The 21,227-nt window shown below is 72.5% G+C and carries 14 protein-coding genes; 2 read left to right on the forward strand and 12 right to left on the reverse strand.

The genetic code is table 11. The features are described from left to right. Positions 1–138: 138 nt before the first annotated feature. From trxA to ACIRST_RS31060, 7 genes are all read right to left on the reverse strand, one after another. The gene (gene trxA / locus ACIRST_RS31030; protein ID WP_350525915.1) at positions 139–465 is read right to left on the reverse strand and encodes a thioredoxin; all 327 of its coding nucleotides are present in this window, start codon (positions 463–465) and stop codon (positions 139–141) included. Positions 466–598: 133 nt separating this feature from the next. Next, on the reverse strand, positions 599–1,564 hold the full coding sequence (gene trxB, locus ACIRST_RS31035; RefSeq protein WP_350525916.1) for a thioredoxin-disulfide reductase: 966 nt from the start codon (positions 1,562–1,564) through the stop codon (positions 599–601). Positions 1,565–1,737: 173 nt separating this feature from the next. Continuing rightward, the gene (locus ACIRST_RS31040) at positions 1,738–2,757 is read right to left on the reverse strand and encodes a hypothetical protein (RefSeq protein WP_402806204.1); all 1,020 of its coding nucleotides are present in this window, start codon (positions 2,755–2,757) and stop codon (positions 1,738–1,740) included. Next, complete coding sequence (gene sigM / locus ACIRST_RS31045; RefSeq protein WP_402806206.1) at positions 2,754–3,491, reverse strand: RNA polymerase sigma factor SigM; 738 nt, start codon at positions 3,489–3,491, stop codon at positions 2,754–2,756. The genes ACIRST_RS31040 and sigM overlap by 4 nt, the downstream gene beginning before the upstream one ends. Before the next feature lie 54 nt (positions 3,492–3,545). Then, positions 3,546–5,573, reverse strand: a complete 2,028-nt coding sequence (locus ACIRST_RS31050; RefSeq protein ID WP_402806208.1) for a serine/threonine protein kinase — start codon at positions 5,571–5,573, stop codon at positions 3,546–3,548. A gap of 302 nt (positions 5,574–5,875) precedes the next feature. Next, positions 5,876–8,401: a murein biosynthesis integral membrane protein MurJ gene (murJ, locus tag ACIRST_RS31055; RefSeq protein WP_402806210.1), complete on the reverse strand. Its 2,526-nt coding sequence runs from the start codon at positions 8,399–8,401 to the stop codon at positions 5,876–5,878. Positions 8,402–8,459: 58 nt separating this feature from the next. Beyond that, positions 8,460–10,931: a DUF6049 family protein gene (locus ACIRST_RS31060; RefSeq protein ID WP_402806213.1), complete on the reverse strand. Its 2,472-nt coding sequence runs from the start codon at positions 10,929–10,931 to the stop codon at positions 8,460–8,462. 467 nt (positions 10,932–11,398) lie between these two features. On the opposite strand from ACIRST_RS31060, the gene ACIRST_RS31065 reads away from it, so the two are divergent. Continuing rightward, positions 11,399–12,823, forward strand: coding sequence for a CCA tRNA nucleotidyltransferase (locus ACIRST_RS31065; RefSeq protein WP_350525953.1), 1,425 nt, complete (start codon positions 11,399–11,401; stop codon positions 12,821–12,823). A gap of 114 nt (positions 12,824–12,937) precedes the next feature. Here the strand turns inward: ACIRST_RS31065 and ACIRST_RS31070 are convergent, their stop codons facing one another. From ACIRST_RS31070 to ACIRST_RS31090, 5 genes are all read right to left on the reverse strand, one after another. Next, entirely contained in the window at positions 12,938–13,939 is a 1,002-nt protein-coding gene (locus tag ACIRST_RS31070; protein WP_350525922.1) for a hypothetical protein, read from the reverse strand. A gap of 56 nt (positions 13,940–13,995) precedes the next feature. Next, a complete protein-coding gene (locus ACIRST_RS31075) occupies positions 13,996–14,634 on the reverse strand; it encodes a resistance to Congo red protein (protein WP_350525923.1) in 639 nt (212 codons plus the stop codon). Between the two features lie 107 nt (positions 14,635–14,741). Further along, a complete protein-coding gene (locus tag ACIRST_RS31080) occupies positions 14,742–16,061 on the reverse strand; it encodes an MFS transporter (protein WP_350525924.1) in 1,320 nt (439 codons plus the stop codon). 159 nt (positions 16,062–16,220) lie between these two features. Then, positions 16,221–17,303: an inositol-3-phosphate synthase gene (locus ACIRST_RS31085; RefSeq protein ID WP_350525925.1), complete on the reverse strand. Its 1,083-nt coding sequence runs from the start codon at positions 17,301–17,303 to the stop codon at positions 16,221–16,223. Between the two features lie 129 nt (positions 17,304–17,432). Then, complete coding sequence (locus tag ACIRST_RS31090) at positions 17,433–18,134, reverse strand: PadR family transcriptional regulator (RefSeq protein ID WP_350525926.1); 702 nt, start codon at positions 18,132–18,134, stop codon at positions 17,433–17,435. 517 nt (positions 18,135–18,651) lie between these two features. Between ACIRST_RS31090 and ACIRST_RS31095 the strand changes: the two genes are divergently transcribed. Further along, positions 18,652–21,108, forward strand: a complete 2,457-nt coding sequence (locus ACIRST_RS31095) for a transglycosylase domain-containing protein (protein ID WP_350525927.1) — start codon at positions 18,652–18,654, stop codon at positions 21,106–21,108. The last annotated feature ends 119 nt before the right edge of the window (positions 21,109–21,227 follow it).

Raw genomic sequence — 21,227 nt, forward strand, 5'->3', positions numbered from 1 at the left:
GGCGGCCCTCCGGCGGGCCGCCGGCCGCCCCCCCGCCGCCGCCCGGGCGCCCCCCCCCCCGCCCCCCCGGGCCCCCGGGGGGGGGGGGCGCCCGGGCCCCCCCCCCCCCCCCCGCCGCGCGGTCGACGATCCGACGACCTAGATGAAGCCGTCCAGCTCGCGCAGCAGCGCGGCCTTCGGACGGGCACCGGTGATGGACTTCACCGGCTCGCCGCCCTTGTAGAGGATCAGGGTCGGGATCGAGATGACGCCGTACTGGGCGGCGGTCGCCTGGTTGGCGTCCACGTCGAGCTTGGCGATGGTCAGCTTGTCGGCGTGCTCGGCCGCGATCTCGTCCAGGATCGGGGCGACCTGGCGGCACGGGCCGCACCAGGTGGCCCAGAAGTCGACCAGCACGGGCTTGTCGCTGTCCAGGACGTCGGACTGGAAGGTCGCGTCGGTGACGGTGGTGGTGGCGCCGGCCACGGGGACTCCTCGGGTTCGGACGGAGGGGGCTGCTGCCAGGTGAACAACGGGCGGGCCCGTTCTGTTTCTGCCCGGCGGGGTGCGGGGGTGTTACGGGGGACACCCCCGCGGGGGGTGGGTCGGTGGCCCGGGGTCAGACCGCCACGGTGGCGGCCTGGGCCTCCAGGTCGTCCAGCGCGGCGAGGTAGCGCTCGGCGTCGAGGGCCGAGGAGCAGCCGGTGCCGGCGGCGGTGATGGCCTGGCGGTAGGTGTGGTCCACGACGTCGCCGGCGCCGAACACGCCCGGGATGTTGGTCCGGGTCGAGGGGGCCTCGACCTTGAGGTAGCCCTCGGCGTCGAGGTCCAGCTGGCCCTTGAACAGCTCGGTGCGCGGGTCGTGGCCGATCGCGATGAACAGGCCGGTGACGGCCAGCTCGCGGGTCTCGCCGGTGGTGGTGTCGCGCAGGGTGACGCCGGTCAGCTTCGGGTCGCCGTGGATGGCCTCGACCGCGCTGTCCCACTCGAAGCGGATCTTCGGGTCGGCGAAGGCGCGCTCCTGCATCGCCTTGGAGGCGCGCAGGGTGTCCCGGCGGTGGATGATCGTGACGCTCTTGGCGAAGCGGGAGAGGAAGGTCGCCTCCTCCAGGGCGGTGTCACCGCCGCCGACCACCGCGATGTCCTGGTCGCGGAAGAAGAAGCCGTCGCAGGTCGCGCACCAGGAGACGCCGCGCCCGGAGAGCTTGTCCTCGTTCGGCAGACCGAGCTTGCGGTGCTGGGAGCCGGTGGTGACGATCACGGCACGGGCCTTGTGCACGTTGCCCTCGGAGTCGGTGACCGTCTTGACGTCACCGGTGAGGTCGACCGCGACGATGTCGTCGGGGATCAGCTCGGCGCCGAAGCGCTCGGCCTGGGCCCGCATGTTGTCCATCAGTTCGGGGCCCATGATGCCGTCCCGGAAGCCCGGGAAGTTCTCGACCTCGGTGGTGTTCATCAGCGCGCCACCGGCGGTGACGGCCCCCTCGAAGACCAGCGGCTTGAGGGAGGCACGGGCCGTGTAGAGCGCAGCCGTGTACCCGGCCGGGCCGGAACCGATGATGATCACGTTACGGACGTCGCTCACTGCTTCTCCTGGTTCGCATCGCGACCCGCGTTTGCTGCGGGGAGGGCGGTCCTGCTCCGCCGCCCGGGACAACGACTGACCAGTGTCTCGCATTCCCAGGCGGATCAGTACCAGGCGCCCGAACTCCGGAAGCGGCGTGCCGCACTGGGCGTGGATCGCATGGGAACCGCTGGTCAGCGACTGGGAACGCTCTGGTGCAGGACGATCCGGCCGCAGTCGGGGGCGCGCAGGTAGACGTCCACGAGGTCGGGCCGGCCGGGCACGGGGTAGACCAGGACGTCCACCGGGGCGCCGTCGAAGCTGCCCCGGTCGGTGGCCACCGGGGCGCCGGGGGCGGGGGCCGGGCAGCCCGGCGACGGGGCGGGGGAGGCGGAGGAGGACGGAGCCGGGGAGGAGAGCTCCGGCCGGGCGCCCTCGGCGGGCAGGACGCTCTGGGGCTGGGCCTGCCCGGTCGGCTGCAGTCCCGGTGCGGTGGCGGCGTTCCCCGAGCGGGCCAGCAGCTGCTGGATCTGGGTGGCGAGCACGTCGGCCCGGTAGACGGTGCCGGCGCTCGCCGCGTGCGGGGTGCGGCCGTTCTGCGCCGCGGCGGCGGTGGTGTCCGCCGGGGCCCCCGCGCTGACCGCGGTGCCGCCGGCCCGGTCGTCGGGGTGGAGCAGCACCGCCCCGCCGATGCCGACGGCGGCCAGGGCGGCGGCGGCACCGAGCAGCAGCGCGAACCGTCGGCGGGGGCGCGGGCGGCCGGGCCCGGTGGAGGCCGCGGGCCGGGGTGGCGGTGCGGAGCGTCCCGAGGCCGCGCGGGCGGGCGGAGCCGGGGTGCCGGGACGGCGGCCGGGGGAGGGCTCCTGCGGGCCCGCCACGGGCGCGTGGCGGGCGCCGGGCGCGGCGTCCGGGGCGTCGGCCGCCCCGGGCACGTCGGTGGCTTCGTCGGCGGCCTCGGCGGCGGCGCACGCCAGCGCGGCGTCCAGTCGGTCGGCGACGTCGGCGGGCATCGGCGGGGTCTCGACGGTGCCGAGCAGTTCCTGGACCTCGGCGAGGGCGTCGACGGTCTCCCGGCACTCGGCGCAGTCGGCGAGGTGCCGGTGCAGTGCCTCGACGGCCGCGGGGGAGTCGATCAGCCCTTCGGCGAGGTCGGCCAGTTCGTCGACCGGGGGGTGCCCCCCGGCGTGGTCGGGGGAGGAGGGGGTGGCGGTCATCGTGTGCTCGCGTCTCCTTCCAGCATCGTCCGACCGGTGCTCGGGCCTGTCCCTCTGACGGTGCGGGGGCCCGTCGGGTTCCCCGGGGTGCCCCGCCCCGGTGGGGCCGAGCCCGGGGCGCCCGGTGTTTCACGTGAAACATCCGGCCCGCCGCCCTCCCGCAGGTGCCGCACCAGCGGGAGCAGCCGGGCCCGGCCGCGCGCGCAGCGGCTCTTCACCGTGCCCACCGGGACGCCCAGCAGCTCGGCGGCCTCGGCGACCGGGTAGCCCTGCATGTCGACCAGCACCAGCGCGGCCCGCTGTTCGGGGGGCAGTTCGTCGAGCGCCGCTGTCACCTCGCGGTGCAGCTCGGCCCGGACCACCGGGGAGTCGGCCGGCTCGGCGGTGCCGACCAGGGTGTCGAGCCGCTGCGGGTCCTCGTCGAGCGGGGTGGTGCGGCGGGTGGCGCTGCGCCGGGCGCGGTCCAGGCAGGCGTTGACCACGATCCGGTGCAGCCAGGTGGTGACGGCCGAGCGGCCCTGGAACCCGGCGGCGGCGCGGAAGGCGGAGACCAGGGCGTCCTGGAGCGCGTCGGCGGCCTCCTCGCGGTCGCCCAGGGTGCGCAGGGCGACCGCCCAGAGCCGGTCGCGGTGGCGGTTCACCAGCAGACCGAAGGCCTCCCGGTCGCCGGCGACGTGCCGGGCGAGCAACGCCGCGTCGTCGTCCGTCCGGTCCACGCTGTCCGTCACCGCCACCTCTTCGTCTCGCCGTGCGGGTGTCGCCCCACGGCCCGCCGCGGGACCGTCGGGTCAGCCGGTGACCTTGACCTCGGCGACGCGGCCCTGGAACTTGCCCTCGGAATTCTTCGGCAGGCCGGTCAGCCAGATCAAGAGGTAGCGGGTGGTGACCGGGTTGTCCAGGGAGAAGTCGGCCGCGGGGCCGCTCTTCTTGCCCACCACCGAGTAGTCGCTGAGCGGGGCGCCCTTCGGGTTCGCCGTGGCCGCGGCGTTGGGCACCCGGAGTTCCGCCGTGTGGTTCCCGACGAACTGGACGTTCACGGAGTTGACCGGCTGCGGCGAGCCGAGGTCGATCAGCAGTCCGGTGCCGGCCTTGTAGAGGTTCGGGGCGAACTGGTCCTCGTACCACTGGGTGATCCACTGCGTCTCGGGCTTGCCGTCGATCGCGTTGGCCAGGGTGTCCTTGCCCTCCGCCCCGTCGCCCAGCGGGTTGTACGACTGCGCGTCCTTGATGGCGATCGGCGCCGGGTTGTGGTTGCTGGCCTGCGGACTGGGCGCGGTGCTGCTGACCGAGGGCAGCGGGGACGAGGTCGCGGCGGTGCCGCCGCCGTTGTTGGTGTGGCGCAGGTGGTCGACGAACTGCCAAGAGGCGACGCCGATCGCGCCGAGGGCGACCGTCCAGGCGGTGGCCTTGGCCACCCGGCGCAGCCGCCGCTTCATCCGGCGGGAGGCGGTCGGCCGGGAGGAGGCGGGCAGCGGGGCGACCGCCGGGTCGGCGACCCGGGTCGGGTTGGGCGCCGTCGGCAGGGAGTGGGTGTTGTGCCGGGGCGGCACGGGGTAGGCGGGCAGCTCCGGCTCGGGCTGGCGGATCCGGGGCATCTGCGCGATCGCCCGGACCAGCTCCTCCGGGGTGGTGATCGGCTCGGCGTGGTGCGGCGGGTGGTCGAACAGGGCCCGTGCGGCCAGCTCGGACAGGCCCTTGTGGACCCCGGCGCGGACCTGGTCGGGCGCGACGTTCTGGAGGCCCTTGGGCAGGCCCCGGAGGTCGTAGCGGTCCTCCGGGTACGGCCAGCGGTGGGTGAGCGCGGCGAACAGCAGCGCGCCGATCGCGCGGGTGTCGGTGCGCTGGGCGTCCTCGGTGGAGTCCTCCGGGGGCAGCCCGCGCAGGGCGGCGTCCACCGCGATGCCGTTGATCCGGTACTGGCCGCTGTCGGTGCGCAGCACGCAGCGCGGGGTGAGCCGCAGGTGGGCCTGGCCGCGCCGGTGGGCGGCCGCGACCGCGTCGGCGACCTGGCGGACCATCTGGTACGCCTCGTGCGGCTCCATCGGCCCGTTGGCGAGCAGCCGGGCCAGGTCGGAGGAGTGCGGCAGCCACTCCCGCACGACGACGACCAGCTCGCCCTCCTGGACGGCGTCCAGGACCTGGACGAAGCGCGGGTCGCCGAGCAGGGCGGCGGACTTGGCCGCGGCCAGCACCTTGCGGGCCCGCTGGTGGCCGGAGGCCATCAGGTGGATGCCGACGGCCCGGCGCAGCTTCTCGTCGACGGCGCGCCAGCTGCTGAAGGTGTCGGTCTCGGAGATGCACTCCTCCAGCAGGTAGCGGTGGCCGATCATGTCGCCGCTGCGGTGCTGGGGGGCGGGGAGGGTGCGCGGGAGGGTGGCGGTGTCGCGCGGGTCGACCGTGGGCTGCGGGTCGGTGGGGCGGCGTTTGGCGGGTGCCGGCGCGGCGGCGGGGGCCGGCTTCTTCCGGGCGGCGCCCGCGGCGAGTTCGGCGGCGATCTCCTGGACCGAGAGCGGGGCGGTGATCTCCGAGGTCTCCTCGCTCACGGAGGCCTCCGGTCCTCGCACGGCGGCGCCCCCGGGAGCGTCCCCGTCGGGGCTCCCGTCGGTGCTCCCGTCGGTGTTCTTCCCGTCGACGTCCGCGCGGTTCTTCCCGGGAGCGGCGGCAGCGGTGGGGGCGACCTCGCCGTCGACGGCGGAGGCGCGCCCGGCGGTGTCCTTCGCGACGGCGAGCTCGTCGATCGCCGCGGCCAGCGCGGCTTCGTCCGCCGCCGCGTCAGCTGTTGACGTGTCGACGACCGCCTTGGTGCCATCAGCCACCGTGGTCCTGCCTCCCCTTGTGTCGCCCCGGCTGAGAGAGTCGCTGGAGCCCGCGGGTTGGCGGCCCTGTGCTCCAGGACAATTGTGCCCACTCTTCTCCACCGGGTACGACCGCTGAGGGGGCGTCTCGGTTGCCCACCGGTGGAGAGATGTGGTGCAGATAGGACACCGGGTCACCATCAGGCCGCCGGGCGGACCCGGGGCGACTGGCGGCCCAGCAGTCGGCCGGACGAGCGGCGGAGCTGTCCGCTCCGGTTGACGCCCGCTCAGGGCGCCCGCTCGTCCGGCCGTCGAAGAGTCGGTCAGCGGCCCAGTCGGCCGCGGACCATGCCCAGCATGGCGTTCAGTTCCTCGATCCGCAGGCGCTTGGCGATCAGCACGAAGACCGCCAGCTGCAGGCCGCCGGCCACGACGAGCGAGGCCACGCTGCCCGGCCAGCCGCCGAGCACCTGCTGGACCGCCAGGCTGGCGCCGAGGCCGACCAGGGCGGCCGGGACGCAGGCGGCGGCCAGCCGGCTGTACGTCTTGCCGATCCGCTTGGTGTCCAGCCCGCCGATCTTCTTCTTCAGCTTCGGCACGGCCACCATCACCCCGATGGCGTAGGCGAAGCCGTAACCGAAGGCCATGCCGATCACCGTCCACTGCGGCGGGAGCAGCAGCCAGCACAGCACCGAGAAGGTCGCCTGGCAGACGGCGACCCAGACGGTGTTGGAGAACGGGGTCCGGGTGTCCTCGTAGGCGTAGAAGCCGCGCAGCATCACGTACTGGGCCGAGTACGGGATCAGGCCCAGGGCGAAGGCGGAGAGCATCAGACCGACGTTGGTGGCGTCGTTCAGGACGGACTCGTTGCCGCCTACCGCGTAGATCGAACGGCCGATCACCGGGCCGAGCGACAGGAACAGGAACGCGGCCGGGACGACCGCCACCGCGGTGGTGCGCAGACCGTAGGAGATGTCGTCGCGGACGGCTCCGGCGTCCTCGTCGGCGGCCGCCCGGGACAGCCGGGGGAGCACCGCGCTCATGATCGAGACGGTGATCACGGCCTGCGGCAGCTGCCAGATCAGCAGGGCGTTGGAGAACGCGGCCAGGCCGACGCCGGAGTGGCCGGCCGCTGCGGCGGCGTCGCCGGCGTTGGTGGACAGCTGGGTGATCACCAGGTAGCCGGCCTGGTTGGCGAGCACGAAGAAGAACGTCCACTTGGCCAGCCGGGCGGCCTTGCCCAGGCCGTGGCCGCGCCAGTCGAAGCGGGGCCGGAAGCGGAACTCGGCCGCCCGCAGGTACGGGATCATCGCCAGCGACTGGACGACCAGGCCGATCAGGGTGCCGAGGCCGAGCAGCCGCACGCCCTCGGGCGAGATGGCCTCCGGGGTGACGTGGGTGGTGCCGAACCCGCCGTAGACCCAGATGTAGGCGGCGAAGGTGAAGATCACCACGATGTTGTTCAGGACCGGGGTCCACATCATCGCGCCGAACCGGCCGCGGGCGTTGAGGATCTGGCCCATCACCACGTGGATGCCCATGAAGAAGATCGTGGGCAGGCAGTAGCGGGCCAGCGCCACCGTGGTGTCGGCCCGCTCCGGGTTGGACATCATCGGGTGGGCGATCATCTGGACCAGGACGGGCGCCCCGAGGACCGCCAGGAACACCACGCCGCCGAGCCCGACCATCACCAGGGTGAGCAGCCGGCTGGCGTACGCGGTGCCGCCGTCCTCGTCGTTCTTCATGCTGCGCACCAGCTGCGGCACGAAGACCGCGTTCAGCGCGCCGCCGCCGATCAGGATGTACAGCAGGGTCGGCAGGGTGTTCGCCGCGTTGTACGAGTCACCCATCACGCTGACGCCGATGGCCAGGGTGATCACCATGGTCCGGACGAAGCCGGTGCCGCGGGAGACCAGCGTGCCGGCCGCCATGATCGCGCTGGAGTTCAGCAGGCTCGCGACCTTGCCGCCCCCGCCGGCCGCCGGGGCGGCCGCGGGCTCCGGCTGTGCGACGTGCTCCTCGGCGGCGAGGTCCGCCAGCGGCTCGACCGCCGGGGGCACCGCGACGGCGGCCACCTGCATGGTGGCCTCCTCCTCGGAGAGCGGCGGGTCGAACTCGATCGGCGGCACGAAGGGGCGCTGCCCGTCCGGACCGCCGTGCTGCTGCCGACGGCCCGGGTGGCCGCCCGCCGGCGGGTACGGCGCGGGGCCGCCCGGCGCGCCCGTGCCGCCGGGCGGCACGGCTCCGGGCATGCCCGGGTGGGCGGCCTGCGGGGGCTGCGGGGGCTGCGGGGCGTGCGGGGCCTGCGGCACCGGCGGGGCCGCGGCCTCCGCCTGGCGGCCGCCGAAGAGTGCGTCCACCCCGACGTACTCGGTGGTCTCGGTGTCCCAGGCGGAGTGCGCCGGGCCGGGCTCCCACTGCTGCTGCGGCTGCGGCTGCTCGCCGCCGCCCCAGTGGGGGACGGCCGAAGCCGGGGCCGGGGCCGGAGTCGCCTCCGGCTGCCAGCCGGCCTGCGGCGGGGTGTCCCAGCCGGGCTGCACCGGCGGCACCGGCGGCGAGAACTGGTCCGCCGCCTGGTACGGCGTCGGCGGCACCGGCGTGGGGTAGCCGCCGCCCTGCGGCGGCAGCTGCGGCGGCACGTCGTACGCGGCGGCCTGCTGCTGCGGCTCGGCCGGCCGGCCGGCCCGCAGACCGTACGGGTCCTGGCCGTCCTGCGCGGTCCCGTAGGCGTCGGCCGCGTACGGGTCCTGGGCGTAGGTGTCGGCCACGTACCAGTCGCCGGACGGCGACTCGGCACCCGGCCGGCTCTCACCGCGGCCCGGCGGCCGCTCCTCGCTGCGCCCGGTCATGTCACCTCTTCGATGTCGTGGGGGGAGGCCGGCCCGGCGTCACGGGGGGTCGGCGGTATCAAGGACCAACCTTCTCATCACTGGCGGCCCGATCCCGGCCATCCGGGCTGCTGGCGCGCAGTGTCTGCGCGGGACCCTCACCAGCGGCATCGTCCGCCGGCCCGTCCCCGTCGGACCCGTCGGAGCCGGTGTCCCCGGTGGCCCCGGTGTTCCCGTCGGACCCGGCGTTCCCGCCCGCCCCGTCCGCCGTCGGCTCCCCGGCCTCGGCGCCGTCCGCGGCCGGGCCGTCCCCGACCGGCTGGTCGCCGTCCTGGTGGGGCTGACCGCCCCGCCGCTTGCGCTGGCGCACGAAGCGCACCGCGGCCAGCAGCAGCAGGAGGCCGGCGCCCGCGAAGACGTACAGCACCCCGTTGGTCACCGAGGTCACCTCGACCGTGAACGTCCGGGCCTCGCCGTACGGTCGCGGGTTGGGGCCGGTGGTCCACAGCTGGGCGGTCATCTGGACCGGCCCGTTGTTGTGGGCCTCGGCCTGGTAACGGAGGGTGGCGCTCTGCGAGGCCGGGAGGACCAGGTCCTCCGCCTTGCTCACCTGCAGCCTGTTCGGCTGGAGCGAGGTGAGGACCAGCTTCAGGTTGGTGACCGTCTGGGTCAGGTCGTTGCGGACGCTGACCTGCAGCAGGCCGGTGTCGCCGGCCAGGGTGACCGAGGTCTTCTCCGGCACCTGGACGGCCTTGGTCAGCTCCTTCAGGTACTGCGTGACGCCCGTGCGGTAGGCGCCGCCGGCCGGGGCCTGGGAGCGCCACTCGGTGGACAGCGAGCGGACCATGGCGGCGTTGAACGGGCCGCGGACCCGCTGCGGCAGGGTGAGCACCCGCATCAGCGTGTCCAGGTCGTACTGGATGCGGTTGGTGCTGTCCAGGTCGGTCGCCGTCAGCTCCGAGGCGCGGGCCTGGGTCGGGTAGTCGGTGGCCGCCGGGACGCCGGTGTTGGCCTTCTCGTCGGGCGAGGACTGGGCCACCGCGTCCAGCTTGACCGGGGCGATCCACTTGCCGCTCGCCTGCTGCAGGGCGTTCGCCAGCACCTTGGCGGTGGCGACGCTCAGCTCGCGCGGCGGCATGATCAGCAGACCGCGCTGGTTCTGCGGCTGCTCGTGGGTGATCGCGAAGGTCTCGGCGAGGAAGCGCTGGGTCGACTCGGTCTGGTCCGTGCCGGCGCCCAGGTCCTTCTGGAAGAGCCCGGAGACCGTCTCGTCGGCGACCACGGCGCTCTGCCCGTTGCCGACCGGGCGCGCCGCGCTCGGGGTGTAGTTCAGCGCGTCCGGCTCCGGCATGCTCGCCCCGTTCGCCAGCAGCAGGCCGCTGCCCGCCTGCTGGGCGAGCGAGGCGATCTGCTGGTCGACGTAGCCCTGGTAGGGCCAGGCGATGTCGGAGCGGGTGTCCACGGAGAGCCGGCCCTCGACGGTCAGCCGACCGGCCGTGGCCGCCTTGTTCAGCGCCGTGGGCATCCCGGGCAGGTCGGCGCCGTTGTGCGCGATCGAGGCGATGTCCGGGTCGGCGTACGGCAGCGCCACCACCTGGCTGTCCGGCTTGGCGACGGCGGCCCGCAGCTTGTCCAGCCAGGCGGCGGCCGCCGCCGAGCCGTTGCGCGCGACGGTGTTGTCGTCCCTGGCCGGCTTGCCCGCGGACTCGGTGCCCGGGTTCTGCACCCGGTACGGCTTGGTCATCGCGAGCGCGGCGTCCAGCAGGTCCGGGTCGACCACCCAGGTCAGCCCGGGCAGCTTGGCGCCGGTGTCGACCAGCTCGTACAGCCGGCCGCCCGGGGCGAACTCGGCGGCCAGGCTGTCGTCGCGCAGCACCGGGACGGACTGCTCGTTGTCGGCGACGGTCTGCGCGGCCAGCACCGGCGCGTGCACCAGCGGCCACAGCGTGGCGACCTTCGTCGGCTGCGCCTCGGCGCCGCCCGGGTTGTACGGCAGGAAGCTCCGGGCGATGCCCAGGGCCCGGTCGTGCCCGTTGTCGGCGGTCGAGCCCCAGGCGTCCACCGCGAGCTCGTACACCCCGCTCGACGACAGCCCGAGGTCGTTCACCGCGACGCTCAGGGTGTACGGCAGCGTCTGGCCCGGGTTGAGCTCCGGCAGGGCGTACTGCGGGCTGTCCAGCTCGACGCCGTCCCGCTCGATCGGCGTGGTGCGGCCGGCCACGTTGGCCAGGTCGCTGCGCCGGTCCAGCGGCCTGCCGGAGTACGGCTTGCGGACGGCCGCGTGGGCGTTCTTGAGCGCGGACTTGCCGGCGTTGGTCACGTGCCCGGTGATCGTCACGGTGCCGTTGGGCACGGCCACCTGTGGGGCCAGCGACTCGATGCTCAGGACCACCGGGTACTCGGCCGAGGCGGTGGAGCCGGCGGTCGGGTGGGTGTCGCCGCCCGCCGGGTGGGTGCCTCCGCCGGCCGTCAGAGCACCGGCCGGGGCGGCCGTGAAGAGGGTCAGGGCGGCCGCGCAGGCGGCGGCGAGGCGCAGGCCCGCCCGGCGCACCGGATGACGTCCCCCGGCGGGGTGTTCGGCCCCTCCAGGCTGTCGGTGCGCCCCCAGGCCCGAGTGCCGTGCCGGCTCACTCACTCGCTTCGCCCTCGCCGTTCTCGATCGCTGCTGATGCTGTCCGTCCCGTCCGGCGCGGTCGCCCGACGGTGTTCGCTTGGAACTCTTGAAATTCTGAAACGCTTGAACTGTTCGCCCGACGCCGTCGCCGCACCGCTTCCGCGGGAGTTCCGCAGGCCGTGGCGGCACGCGACACCGCATCCCCTGTCCGGTGCCCGAGACTCGTCCACCGGCATGGTAACGATGCAGCCTGCGGTGCAGTGTTGCGGGCTGTGGGGTGAGACGCCCAAAACGCGCGGGCGGTTGACCTTCCGGGGCACGTACCCTTGTGAGCCGTGTCCACTGCCAATGAGCCCACCACGCGCACCGACCGTCCCAGCACCGCCGTCCGGGCCGTACCAGGCCTGAGCGAGGCCCAGACCCTGGGTCTGCAAGAGCTGCTGCGGGTGTCGCCGGTCGCCGACGAGATCGCCCGCCGCTTCCAGGCGGCCGGTCACCGGCTGGCGCTGGTCGGCGGCTCCGTCCGGGACGCGCTGCTCGGCCGGCTCGGCAACGACCTGGACTTCACCACCGACGCCCGCCCGCAGCAGGTGCTCAAGCTGGTGAAGGGCTGGGCGGACGCGGTCTGGGACGTCGGCATCGCCTTCGGCACGGTCGGCGCCCGCAAGGACACCGCCGAGGGCTCGTTCCTGATCGAGATCACCACCTACCGCTCCGAGGCGTACGACCGTACCTCCCGCAAGCCCGAGGTGACGTACGGCGAGAGCATCGAGGAGGACCTGGTCCGCCGGGACTTCACGGTCAACGCGATGGCCGTCGACCTGCCCGGTCGCGGCTTCGTCGACCCGCACCACGGCCTGGAGGACCTGGAGGCCCGGGTGCTGCGCACCCCCGCCACCCCCGAGGAGTCCTTCTCCGACGACCCGCTGCGGATGATGCGGGCCGCCCGCTTCGCCGCCCAGCTCGACTTCGACCCGGCGCCCGAGGTGGTCGCCGCGATGACCGAGATGGCCGAGCGGATCACCATCGTCTCGGCCGAGCGGGTCCAGGCCGAGCTGAACAAGCTGCTGCTGGCCAAGCACCCGGTGAAGGGACTGCGGCTGCTGGTCGACACCGGCCTGGCCGGGCACGTGCTGCCCGAGCTGCCCGCCCTGCGGCTGGAGCGCGACGAGCACCACCGGCACAAGGACGTCTACGAGCACTCGCTGACCGTCCTGGAGCAGGCCATCGGCCTGGAGCAGGACGGCCCGGACCTCACCCTGCGGCTGGCCGCGCTGCTGCACGACATCGGCAAGCCGCGCACCCGCCGCTTCGAGTCGGACGGCCGGGTCTCCTTCCACCACCACGAGGTGGTCGGCGCCAAGATGACCCGCAAGCGGATGCGCGAGCTGAAGTACTCCAAGGAGCTCACCGAGGACGTGTCGCGCCTGGTCGAGCTGCACCTGCGCTTCCACGGCTACGGCGGCGGCGAGTGGACCGACTCCGCGGTGCGCCGCTACGTCACCGACGCCGGGCCGCTGCTGGAGCGCCTGCACAAGCTGACCCGCTCCGACTGCACCACCCGCAACAAGAAGAAGGCGGCCACCCTCGCCCGCACCTACGACGGTCTGGAGACGCGGATCTCCGAGCTGAAGGCGCAGGAGGAGCTGGACGCCGTCCGCCCGGCCCTGGACGGCAACCAGATCATGGAGCTGCTCGCCATCAAGCCCGGCCCGCAGGTCGGCAAGGCGTACAAGCACATGCTCGAACTCCGGCTGGAGCACGGTCCGATGGAGCACGACGAGGCGGTCGCGGCGCTGCGCGCCTGGTGGGCGGAGCAGCAGGGCTGACGCCGGCCGGGGCTTCCGGCACGACGCGAGGGGTGGTCCCGGCATCGGCCGGGGCCACCCCTCGCGTCGTGCGGCGGGCTGTCCGAGCTGCCGGGGCAGCCCGGGCCACGAGAGCTACGAGAGCTTCTTGAGGCAGAGCACGTAGTTCAGGGACGGGAAGTTGGTGTAGGTGCGGGTGTACCAGCTGTCCGACTTCGACTGCTTCTCGCAGACCTTCTCGTCGGACGTGGCGAGGTACTTGTAGATCACCTTGTACTGCGCCTTGGCGTCGGTGCAGGGCAGGACCGAGACCTTCGGGTGGGTGTCGGTGGTCTCGCCGGCCGGGCCGTTCTCGTTGTGCAGGCAGTCGCCCGCCTTGGCCTGGTCGACGCTGTCCGTGTCGGGGGTCGGGGTGGTGACCGGCGGCAGCGTGATGCTCGGCACCGCCGGCATCGTGAAGGTCGGCGACGGGAAGGCCGGCGGCGGCGAGGGCGTGAAGGTGAAGGACGAGGCCGACGGCGAGGGAGCCGCGATGATCGGGTCGGACGGGTCGTCGTGCTTCGCCGGGCCGAGCACGCCGGTGGCGGCCAGGGCGACGGTGACCGCCAGCGAGACCGGCACCACCAGCATCGCGATGTGCGGGCGGCGGGTCAGCGGGACGCCCGGGTCGAGCTGCGGGCCGTGGCTGCCCGGGACGGGCGGCTGCAACTGCTTGAACCGGTTGTGCGGGCCGAGGTTCATCAGCAGCGTGATCGGGGTCAGCAGCCACGACACCAGGCTCCACCAGCCCTGGACCAGCGTCCGGGCGGACATGTCGCGCACGGTGGCCGTGCCGCAGGTGCGGCAGAACGGGCCGGACATCCGCAGCATGCGGTAGGCCACGAGCAGGCCCTGGTGGCCGCGGACGGTGGCGTTCACCGCCGGGTAGCCGCCGCAGAACCGGCAGGTCAGGCCGTCCACCGGGCCCTGGGGCGGGTACCCGTAGCCGTAGCCGGCCGGGGGCTGCTGGTAGCCGTACGGCTGCTCCGGCGGCGGGGCGCTCGGGTAGCCGTACCCGGGCTGGCCGGGCGGCGGCGCACCGTAGCCACCGCCGGAGGAGTAGGGGTTGCCGTCGCCCGGCGGCGGACCGTACGGCATCTGGGGCGGAGGCGGAACGGACAAGTGGTCCCCCGGGGACGGAGTGGCGGAAGGGTTCAGGACTTCTTCACCGGCGGGACGCCGGTGGAGGCGGGTGTCATCGGGCCGAGGCAGAGCACGTACCGCTTCTTGTTCCAGCGGCGGCCGCTCTTGCCCGAGACGGCACTCGTGGTCTGCGGCGTCTGCTTGCACCGGTTCACGTCGGTGGTGCCTTCGAACTTCGACAGTACGCGGTAATTCGCTTTGGAATCAGTGCACTTGATGATGTCGACATCACGGGAGCCGCTCACCCGCACACAGTCGCCGGGCTTGGCGCTGCTGACGCTCGGCCCGGCGACGAAGTACCCGACCGCCAGGGCTATGCAGCCGCCGACCAGGCCCACGGCCTTCAGCTTGGACTTGGTGCCGAGCTTCTTCGCGGGGGCGTTCGGCGCTGCGGGCGCGGGCTGCGGGTAGCCGTACGCCCCGGCGGGCGGCTGCTGCCCGTACGGGTTCTGCCCCGGAGGCTGCTGGCCGTACGGCTGCTGCCCGTACGGAGGCGGCGCTCCGTAGCCGCCCGGGGCGGGCTGCCCGTAGCCGGGCGGCGGACCGTACGGAGCTGCGGGCGGGGGGACGGGCGCACCGTACGGCGGCGCGCCGGGCGGCCCCGGCGGGGCCGGTTGCGGCGGCCCGTACGGGTTGGGCGGTGTGCTCATCAGTTCGTCCCCCGAGACAGAGTGCTGTCGCTCCGACAGGTCTGACACCTTAGCGACTCGGTCGGACGCCATCCGTCCCGAGCCCCGGGAGATCCGGTGGGAGCAGGTCAGGCGAGCGGCCGGCGGCGGGCGGCGCGCAGGTAGACGACCGCCGTGACGGCGTACACCGCGGCGACCCCGACGACCACCGCGACGGAGCGGCCGGACATCGGCAGCACCAGCGCGGTGACCACGGCGGCGGCCACGAAGGCGACGTTGAACAGCACGTCGTAGATGGCGAAGACCCGGCCGCGGTACTCGTCCTCGACCGTCTCCTGCACCACGGTGTCGGCGCAGATCTTGGTGCCCTGGGTGACCACCCCGAGCAGCAGGGCGGCGATCAGGCACGGCACCAGCGTGAAGCTCAGGCCGAGCGCGGGGACGAAGACCACCGGGGCGACCAGGCAGGCCGTCATCCAGCCGGTCAGGCCGAGCTTCCGGGTGCACCAGGGACTGATCACGGCGGCGACGAAGAAGCCGGCGGCGGAGAGGGCGACCGCCTGGCCGAGGGTGACCAGGCCGGCCGCGGGGTCGGCCGGGTCGTTGAAGGTGTACCGGGCGAGTATCACCACGACCACGATCAGCACGCCGTAGCAGAACCGGGCCGCGGTGACGGCGGCCAGCGCGTGCACGGCGGGCCGGCAGTCCCGCACCAGGTGGCGCACCGCGGCGCCGAGTTCGACGGCGGCCCGGGCCAGCGCCTGGCCGAGTGCCGGGCGGTCGGCGTGCTGCTCCGGTCCGAGCAGGTCGCGGTCCATCCGGCGGGCGGCCAGCGCGGCCGACAGGTAGAGCACCGAGGCGACCGTGACCAGTGCGGCGTCCGCCTTCGGGCCGGGGGCCGTCACCTGGTGCAGCAGGAAGCCGATGCCACCGCCCGAGGCGGCGGCGACCGTCCCCAGGGTGGGGGAGAGCGCGTTGGCGGTGACCAGGTGGTCCTGCTCCACCACCCGGGGCAGGGCGGCGGAGAGGCCGGCCAGGATGAACCGGTTGAGCGCGGTGACCAGCAGGGCGGAGGCGATGAACAGCCACCTCGGCGCCCCAGCCAGGAGCAGTGCGCCGGTGGCCAGGCCCAGCCCGAAGCGGGCCAGGTTGCCGAAGTACAGCACCTGGCGGCGGCGCCAGCGGTCCAGCAGCACCCCGGCGAACGGGCCGACCACCGAGAACGGCAGCAGCATCCCGGCGAGCACCGTGGCGATGTCGGCGGGGGAGGACTGCTTCTCGGGGGAGAAGACCACGTAGGCGGCGAGCGAGACCTGGAAGACGCCGTCCGAGAGCTGGGAGAGCACCCGGGCGGTCAGCAGCCGCCGGAAGTCGCGGCCCCGGAGCAGGTCCAGGAGCGTGGCGCGGTGCGCGGGCTGGTGGGTGCTGCCGTTCTCGGTGATCGCCACCCGCCCAGGGTGCCATGGAACCGGTGGCTGTTTCACGTGAAACATTGGCCGGGAAAAGGTGAAGGGCCCACGATCCGGTGATCGTGGGCCCTTCCGAGGAGCTATCGAGCGGTCAGCTGCTCAGCGCTCGGTGCTCGACAGTCGCGAACCTCGCTGCGCTCAGCGCTCGACCTCGCCGCGGATGAACTTCTCGACGTTCTCCTTGGCCTCGTCGTCGAAGTACTGGACCGGCGGGGACTTCATGAAGTACGAGGAGGCCGACAGGATCGGGCCACCGATGCCGCGGTCCTTGGCGATCTTCGCGGCGCGCACCGCGTCGATGATGACGCCGGCGGAGTTCGGGGAGTCCCAGACCTCCAGCTTGTACTCCAGGTTCAGCGGGACGTCGCCGAACGCACGACCCTCCAGGCGGACGTAGGCCCACTTGCGGTCGTCCAGCCAGGCCACGTAGTCCGAGGGACCGATGTGGACGTTCTTGGCGCCCAGCTCGCGGTCGCGGATCTGCGAGGTGACGGCCTGGGTCTTGGAGATCTTCTTGGACTCCAGGCGCTCGCGCTCCAGCATGTTCTTGAAGTCCATGTTGCCGCCGACGTTCAGCTGCATGGTGCGCTCAAGGATGACACCGCGGTCCTCGAACAGCTTGGCCATCACGCGGTGCGTGATGGTGGCGCCGACCTGGGACTTGATGTCGTCACCGACGATCGGCACGCCGGCCTCGGTGAACTTGTCCGCCCACTCCTTGGTGCCCGCGATGAACACCGGCAGGGCGTTCACGAAGGCGACCTTGGCGTCGATGGCGCACTGGGCGTAGAACTTGGCGGCCTTCTCGGAGCCGACCGGCAGGTAGCAGACCAGGACGTCGACCTGCTGGTCCTTGAGGATCTGGACGACGTCGACCGGGGCCTCGTCGGACTCCTCGATGGTCTCCAGGTAGTACTTGCCCAGGCCGTCGAGGGTGTGGCCGCGCTGGACGGTGACGCCGGTCGGCGGCACGTCGCAGATCTTGATGGTGTTGTTCTCGCTGTTGCCGATGGCGTCGGCCAGGTCGAAGCCGACCTTCTTGGCGTCGACGTCGAAGGCGGCGACGAACTCCACGTCACGGACGTGGTAGTCACCGAACTGGACGTGCATCAGCCCGGGGACCTTGCCGGCCGGGTCGGCGTCCTTGTAGTACTCGACACCCTGCACCAGCGAGGCGGCGCAGTTGCCCACGCCGACGATGGCTACGCGAACCGAACCCATTTCCGGTTGCTCCCTGTGATCTCATGAGGACCGCCGGGACCGGCGGAACTCGTCCTGCTTCTTCGATGACTGCTTGTAAGGGCGCGCGAGGCGCCCACTCCTGCCGCGCGGCACAGGGCTGGCGCGGTGTCAGCGCTCCTGGGCGGAGCGCCCCGGGCGGTCGTACGGTGGCCCGGACGGGTCCGAGGACCCGGTCTCCTGGCCACGGCCGTCCGAAGTCTTGTGGGGTACGGCGGAGGGGTCGCCGCCGGTGGCGGGACCGGTCCGGCCGGTGCGGTTGGACCGCTCGGTCTCGATCAGCTCGTTGAGCCAGCGGACCTCGCGCTCCACCGACTCCAGTCCGTGCCGCTGGAGTTCGACGGTGTAGTCGTCGAACCGCTCGCGGGCACGGGCGAGCGAGTTGCGCATCCGCTCCAGGCGCTCCTCCAGCCGGCTGCGGCGCCCTTCCAGGACGCGCATCCGGACGGCCCGGTCGGTCTGGCCGAAGAACGCGAAGTGGACGCCGAAGTGCTCGTCCTCCCAGGCGTCCGGGCCGGAGTCGGCGAGCAGCTCCTCGAAGCGCTGCTTCCCCTCGGCGGAGAGCCGGTAGACGATCTTGGACCGCTTGCCGTTGAGGGCGGTGGCCGGGACGTACTCGACGTCCGGGTTGTCCTCGACCAGGAAACCCTGGGCGACCAGGCTCTTCAGACAGGGGTAGAGCGTTCCGTAGGAGAGTGCCCGGAACGTGCCGAGCAGGATGTTGAGCCGCTTGCGCAGCTCGTAGCCGTGCATCGGAGCGTCGTGGAGCAGGCCGAGAACGGCGAACTCCAGCACTCCTGAGCGCCTGCCCACTGCCGTGGTCCTCCTCCCTCTCGGCCCTCGTCCGGCCGCTGCATCCGGCGGTATTCCGCTTCGATGTATCGGCTCGATATATCGAGAACAGTAAACCCGACCCCCGGAACGGGCAAGGGGGGCACGCGTGAATGTGATCACAAGCCGACGCGCAGGTGAGCTTGGCAACGGGCGTGTAATGATCTGTCGCCGTTTTGCGGTTATTGGCGACTGATGCCCGATTAGTTGTGATTCCGTGCTGCGTACGCTGTCGCGTGTGCACGAGGACCACCTCCGGGAGTCAGGGCGGTTTTGCGGGCATCGGACGTGAACCCTGCCTTCAGGCTGGAGACGCCTGGCGAGGAGTGGCTGGAAGATGAGCGAACGACGGCGAAGGACGCCCGACCCGGGCGGTGACGGGCAGCAGCCCCCGGGAGGCGGCGGCCGTCGGGGAGGGCCGACGCCCGACGAGTTGACCTCGGACGGGATCGGCCGCCGGCGTCCGTCGGGCGTCCGGGAGACGGCTCAGCAACCCCGGATGACCCGTGCGGAGATGCGCAAGGCCGGACAGAACAAGGACAAGGGCGGAGGCCGGCGCGGCGCCGCCGGTGCTTCCGGCGCGCCCGCAGGGCCCGGCAAGAAGCGCTTCATCGACTACCCGCGGTTCGGCAAGACCGGCGTCCGGCGCTGGCTGCCGTCCTGGAAGCAGCTGCTGAGCGGCTTCCTGCTGGTCTTCGCGTGCTTCGTGGGCGTGGTGTTCTACCTGTACCAGACCACCCAGATCCCCGACATGAACAAGCTGGTGCAGGGCCAGAACACGATCTACTACTGGGCGGACAACACGGAGATGGCCCGCAAGGGCCAGACCAACCGCCAGATCGTCCCGCTCCAGGACATCAGCCCCAACCTGCAGAACGCCGTCATCGCCGCGGAGAACCAGGACTTCCGCAACGACCACGGCATCGACCCCAAGGGCATGCTCCGCGCCGTCTACAACATGGCGAAGGGGGGTGAGACCCAGGGCGCCTCGACCATCACCCAGCAGTACGTCAAGAACGCCTACCTGAGTCAGGAGCAGACCCTCAGCCGCAAGGTGAAGGAGTTCTTCATCACGCTGAAGGTCGACCAGAAGCAGAGCAAGGACGAGGTCCTCACCGGCTACCTGAACACCAGCTGGTTCGGCCGCGGCGCGAACGGCGCCCAGGCCGCCGCCCAGGCGTACTACGGGGTGAACGCCAAGGACCTCAACGCCTGCCAGAGCGCCATGCTGGCCGGTCTGCTGAAGGGCGCGGCGTACTACGACCCCACCAACCCGGCCAACAAGGAACGGGCCCAGGGGCGGTGGTCCTGGATCCTCGACAACATGGTGAAGACCAAGGCCCTCACCCCCGAGGAGCGGGCCAAGTGCACCACGTTCCCGGACCCGATCGCGCTGAAGCCCAGCTCCAACCTGAACGGTGAGATCAGCTACCTGGTCGACACCGCCAACAAGTACGTGATGAACACCGACAAGAACATCACGCAGCAGGTGCTGGACAAGGGCGGCCTGAAGATCTACACGACCTTCGAGAAGGACAAGGTCGACGCCCTGAAGAAGGCCGTCGACGACGTCAAGGCCGAGAACCTCGACCCGCAGAAGCGCCCGGACAACGACACCAACATCCAGTTCGGCTCCGCCAGCATCCGCCCCGGCGACGGTGCGATCGTCGCCCTCTACGGCGGCGACGGCGTGGAGAACGGGCACTTCGACAACAACGCCGACGCCACCGGCGTCCAGGTCGGCTCGACCTTCAAGCCGTTCGTACTGGCCACCGCCATGCAGGTCGGCGTGCAGACCGCGAAGGGCGACGACGGCAAGCCGAAGCGGATAAACGCCGACAGCCGCTACCTGGCCGACGACCTGTCCGAGATCCGCAAGCCGGACGGCTCGCTGGTGATCGGGGACGACGGCAAGACGTACCACCAGAAGAACGAGGACTCCAGCAAGCACGGCTACGTCTCGCTGCGGCAGGCCATGCAGTACTCGTACAACGTGCCCTTCGTCCAGCTCAACCAGGACGTCGGCGGCCAGAACGTGGCCGACATCGCGGTGCAGATGGGCATCCGGAAGGACAGCCTCGCCGACCCGAAGACCGCGACCTTCCCGCTCGGCACCTCCACCATCAGCCCGATCCGGATGGCCACCGCCTACGGCACCCTGGCGGCCAGCGGCAAGGAAGCCGAGCCGTACTCGGTCACCAAGGTCGAGTGGGACGGCGTGGCGCGCACGGGCTTCGCCAAGAAGGAGGCCAAGGTCGCGCTGGAGCCCGCGGTCGCCGACAACGTCACCGACGTGCTGGTGAACGTGGCGGCGAAGGGCACCGGCACCAAGACCCTCGCGCTGGGCCGCCCGGTGGCGGGCAAGACCGGTACCACCGACGAGAACAAGTCGGCCTGGTGGGTCGGCTACACCCCGCAGCTGGTGACCAGCGTCGCGATGTGGCGCGAGGACCCGGCCCAGCACCAGCGGCAGTCGCTCAACGGCACCGGCGGCAAGGCGTCGATCCACGGTGGTGACATCCCGACGGACGTCTTCACCCGGTACATGAAGGTCGCGCTGGCCAACGAGAAGAAGCTGGACTTCCCGAACCCGCAGCCGATCGGCTCCGAGGTCGACTCCTCCGGAGCGCCGTCCACGGCCACGGCCGTGCCGACGCCGACCACGGCGGACACCCCGTCGGCCACGGCGCAGACGCAGCAGCCGACGCAGCCCGCCCAGCCGCAGCCGCCGCAGCCCACCCAGACCTGCGTGCCCGGCGTGGACTGCCCCGGCGACCAGCCGAGCCCGACGAAGACCAAGCCCCCGCGCCCGACCAACACGTGTCTCCCGGTGATCGGCTGCCCGACGACGCCGGCGCCGACGGACACCACGACGCCGGGCGGCGGTGGCAAGCCGACCGGTGGCGGCAAGCCGACGTCGACCATTACCGGCGGGCCGCCGGCAGTGGGGGGCTAGTAGCCCACGGCGAGCATCCGGAACGGCGGTGGCGGTCCTCCTCGGAGGGCCGCCACCGCCGTTTTCGTCACGGTTCGCGGACCCGCCGGCCCGCGGACCTCCGCAGACCGTTGCGGGGT

The sequence above is a fragment of the Kitasatospora sp. NPDC101447 genome (assembly GCF_044767225.1).
Lineage (GTDB): Bacteria > Actinomycetota > Actinomycetes > Streptomycetales > Streptomycetaceae > Kitasatospora.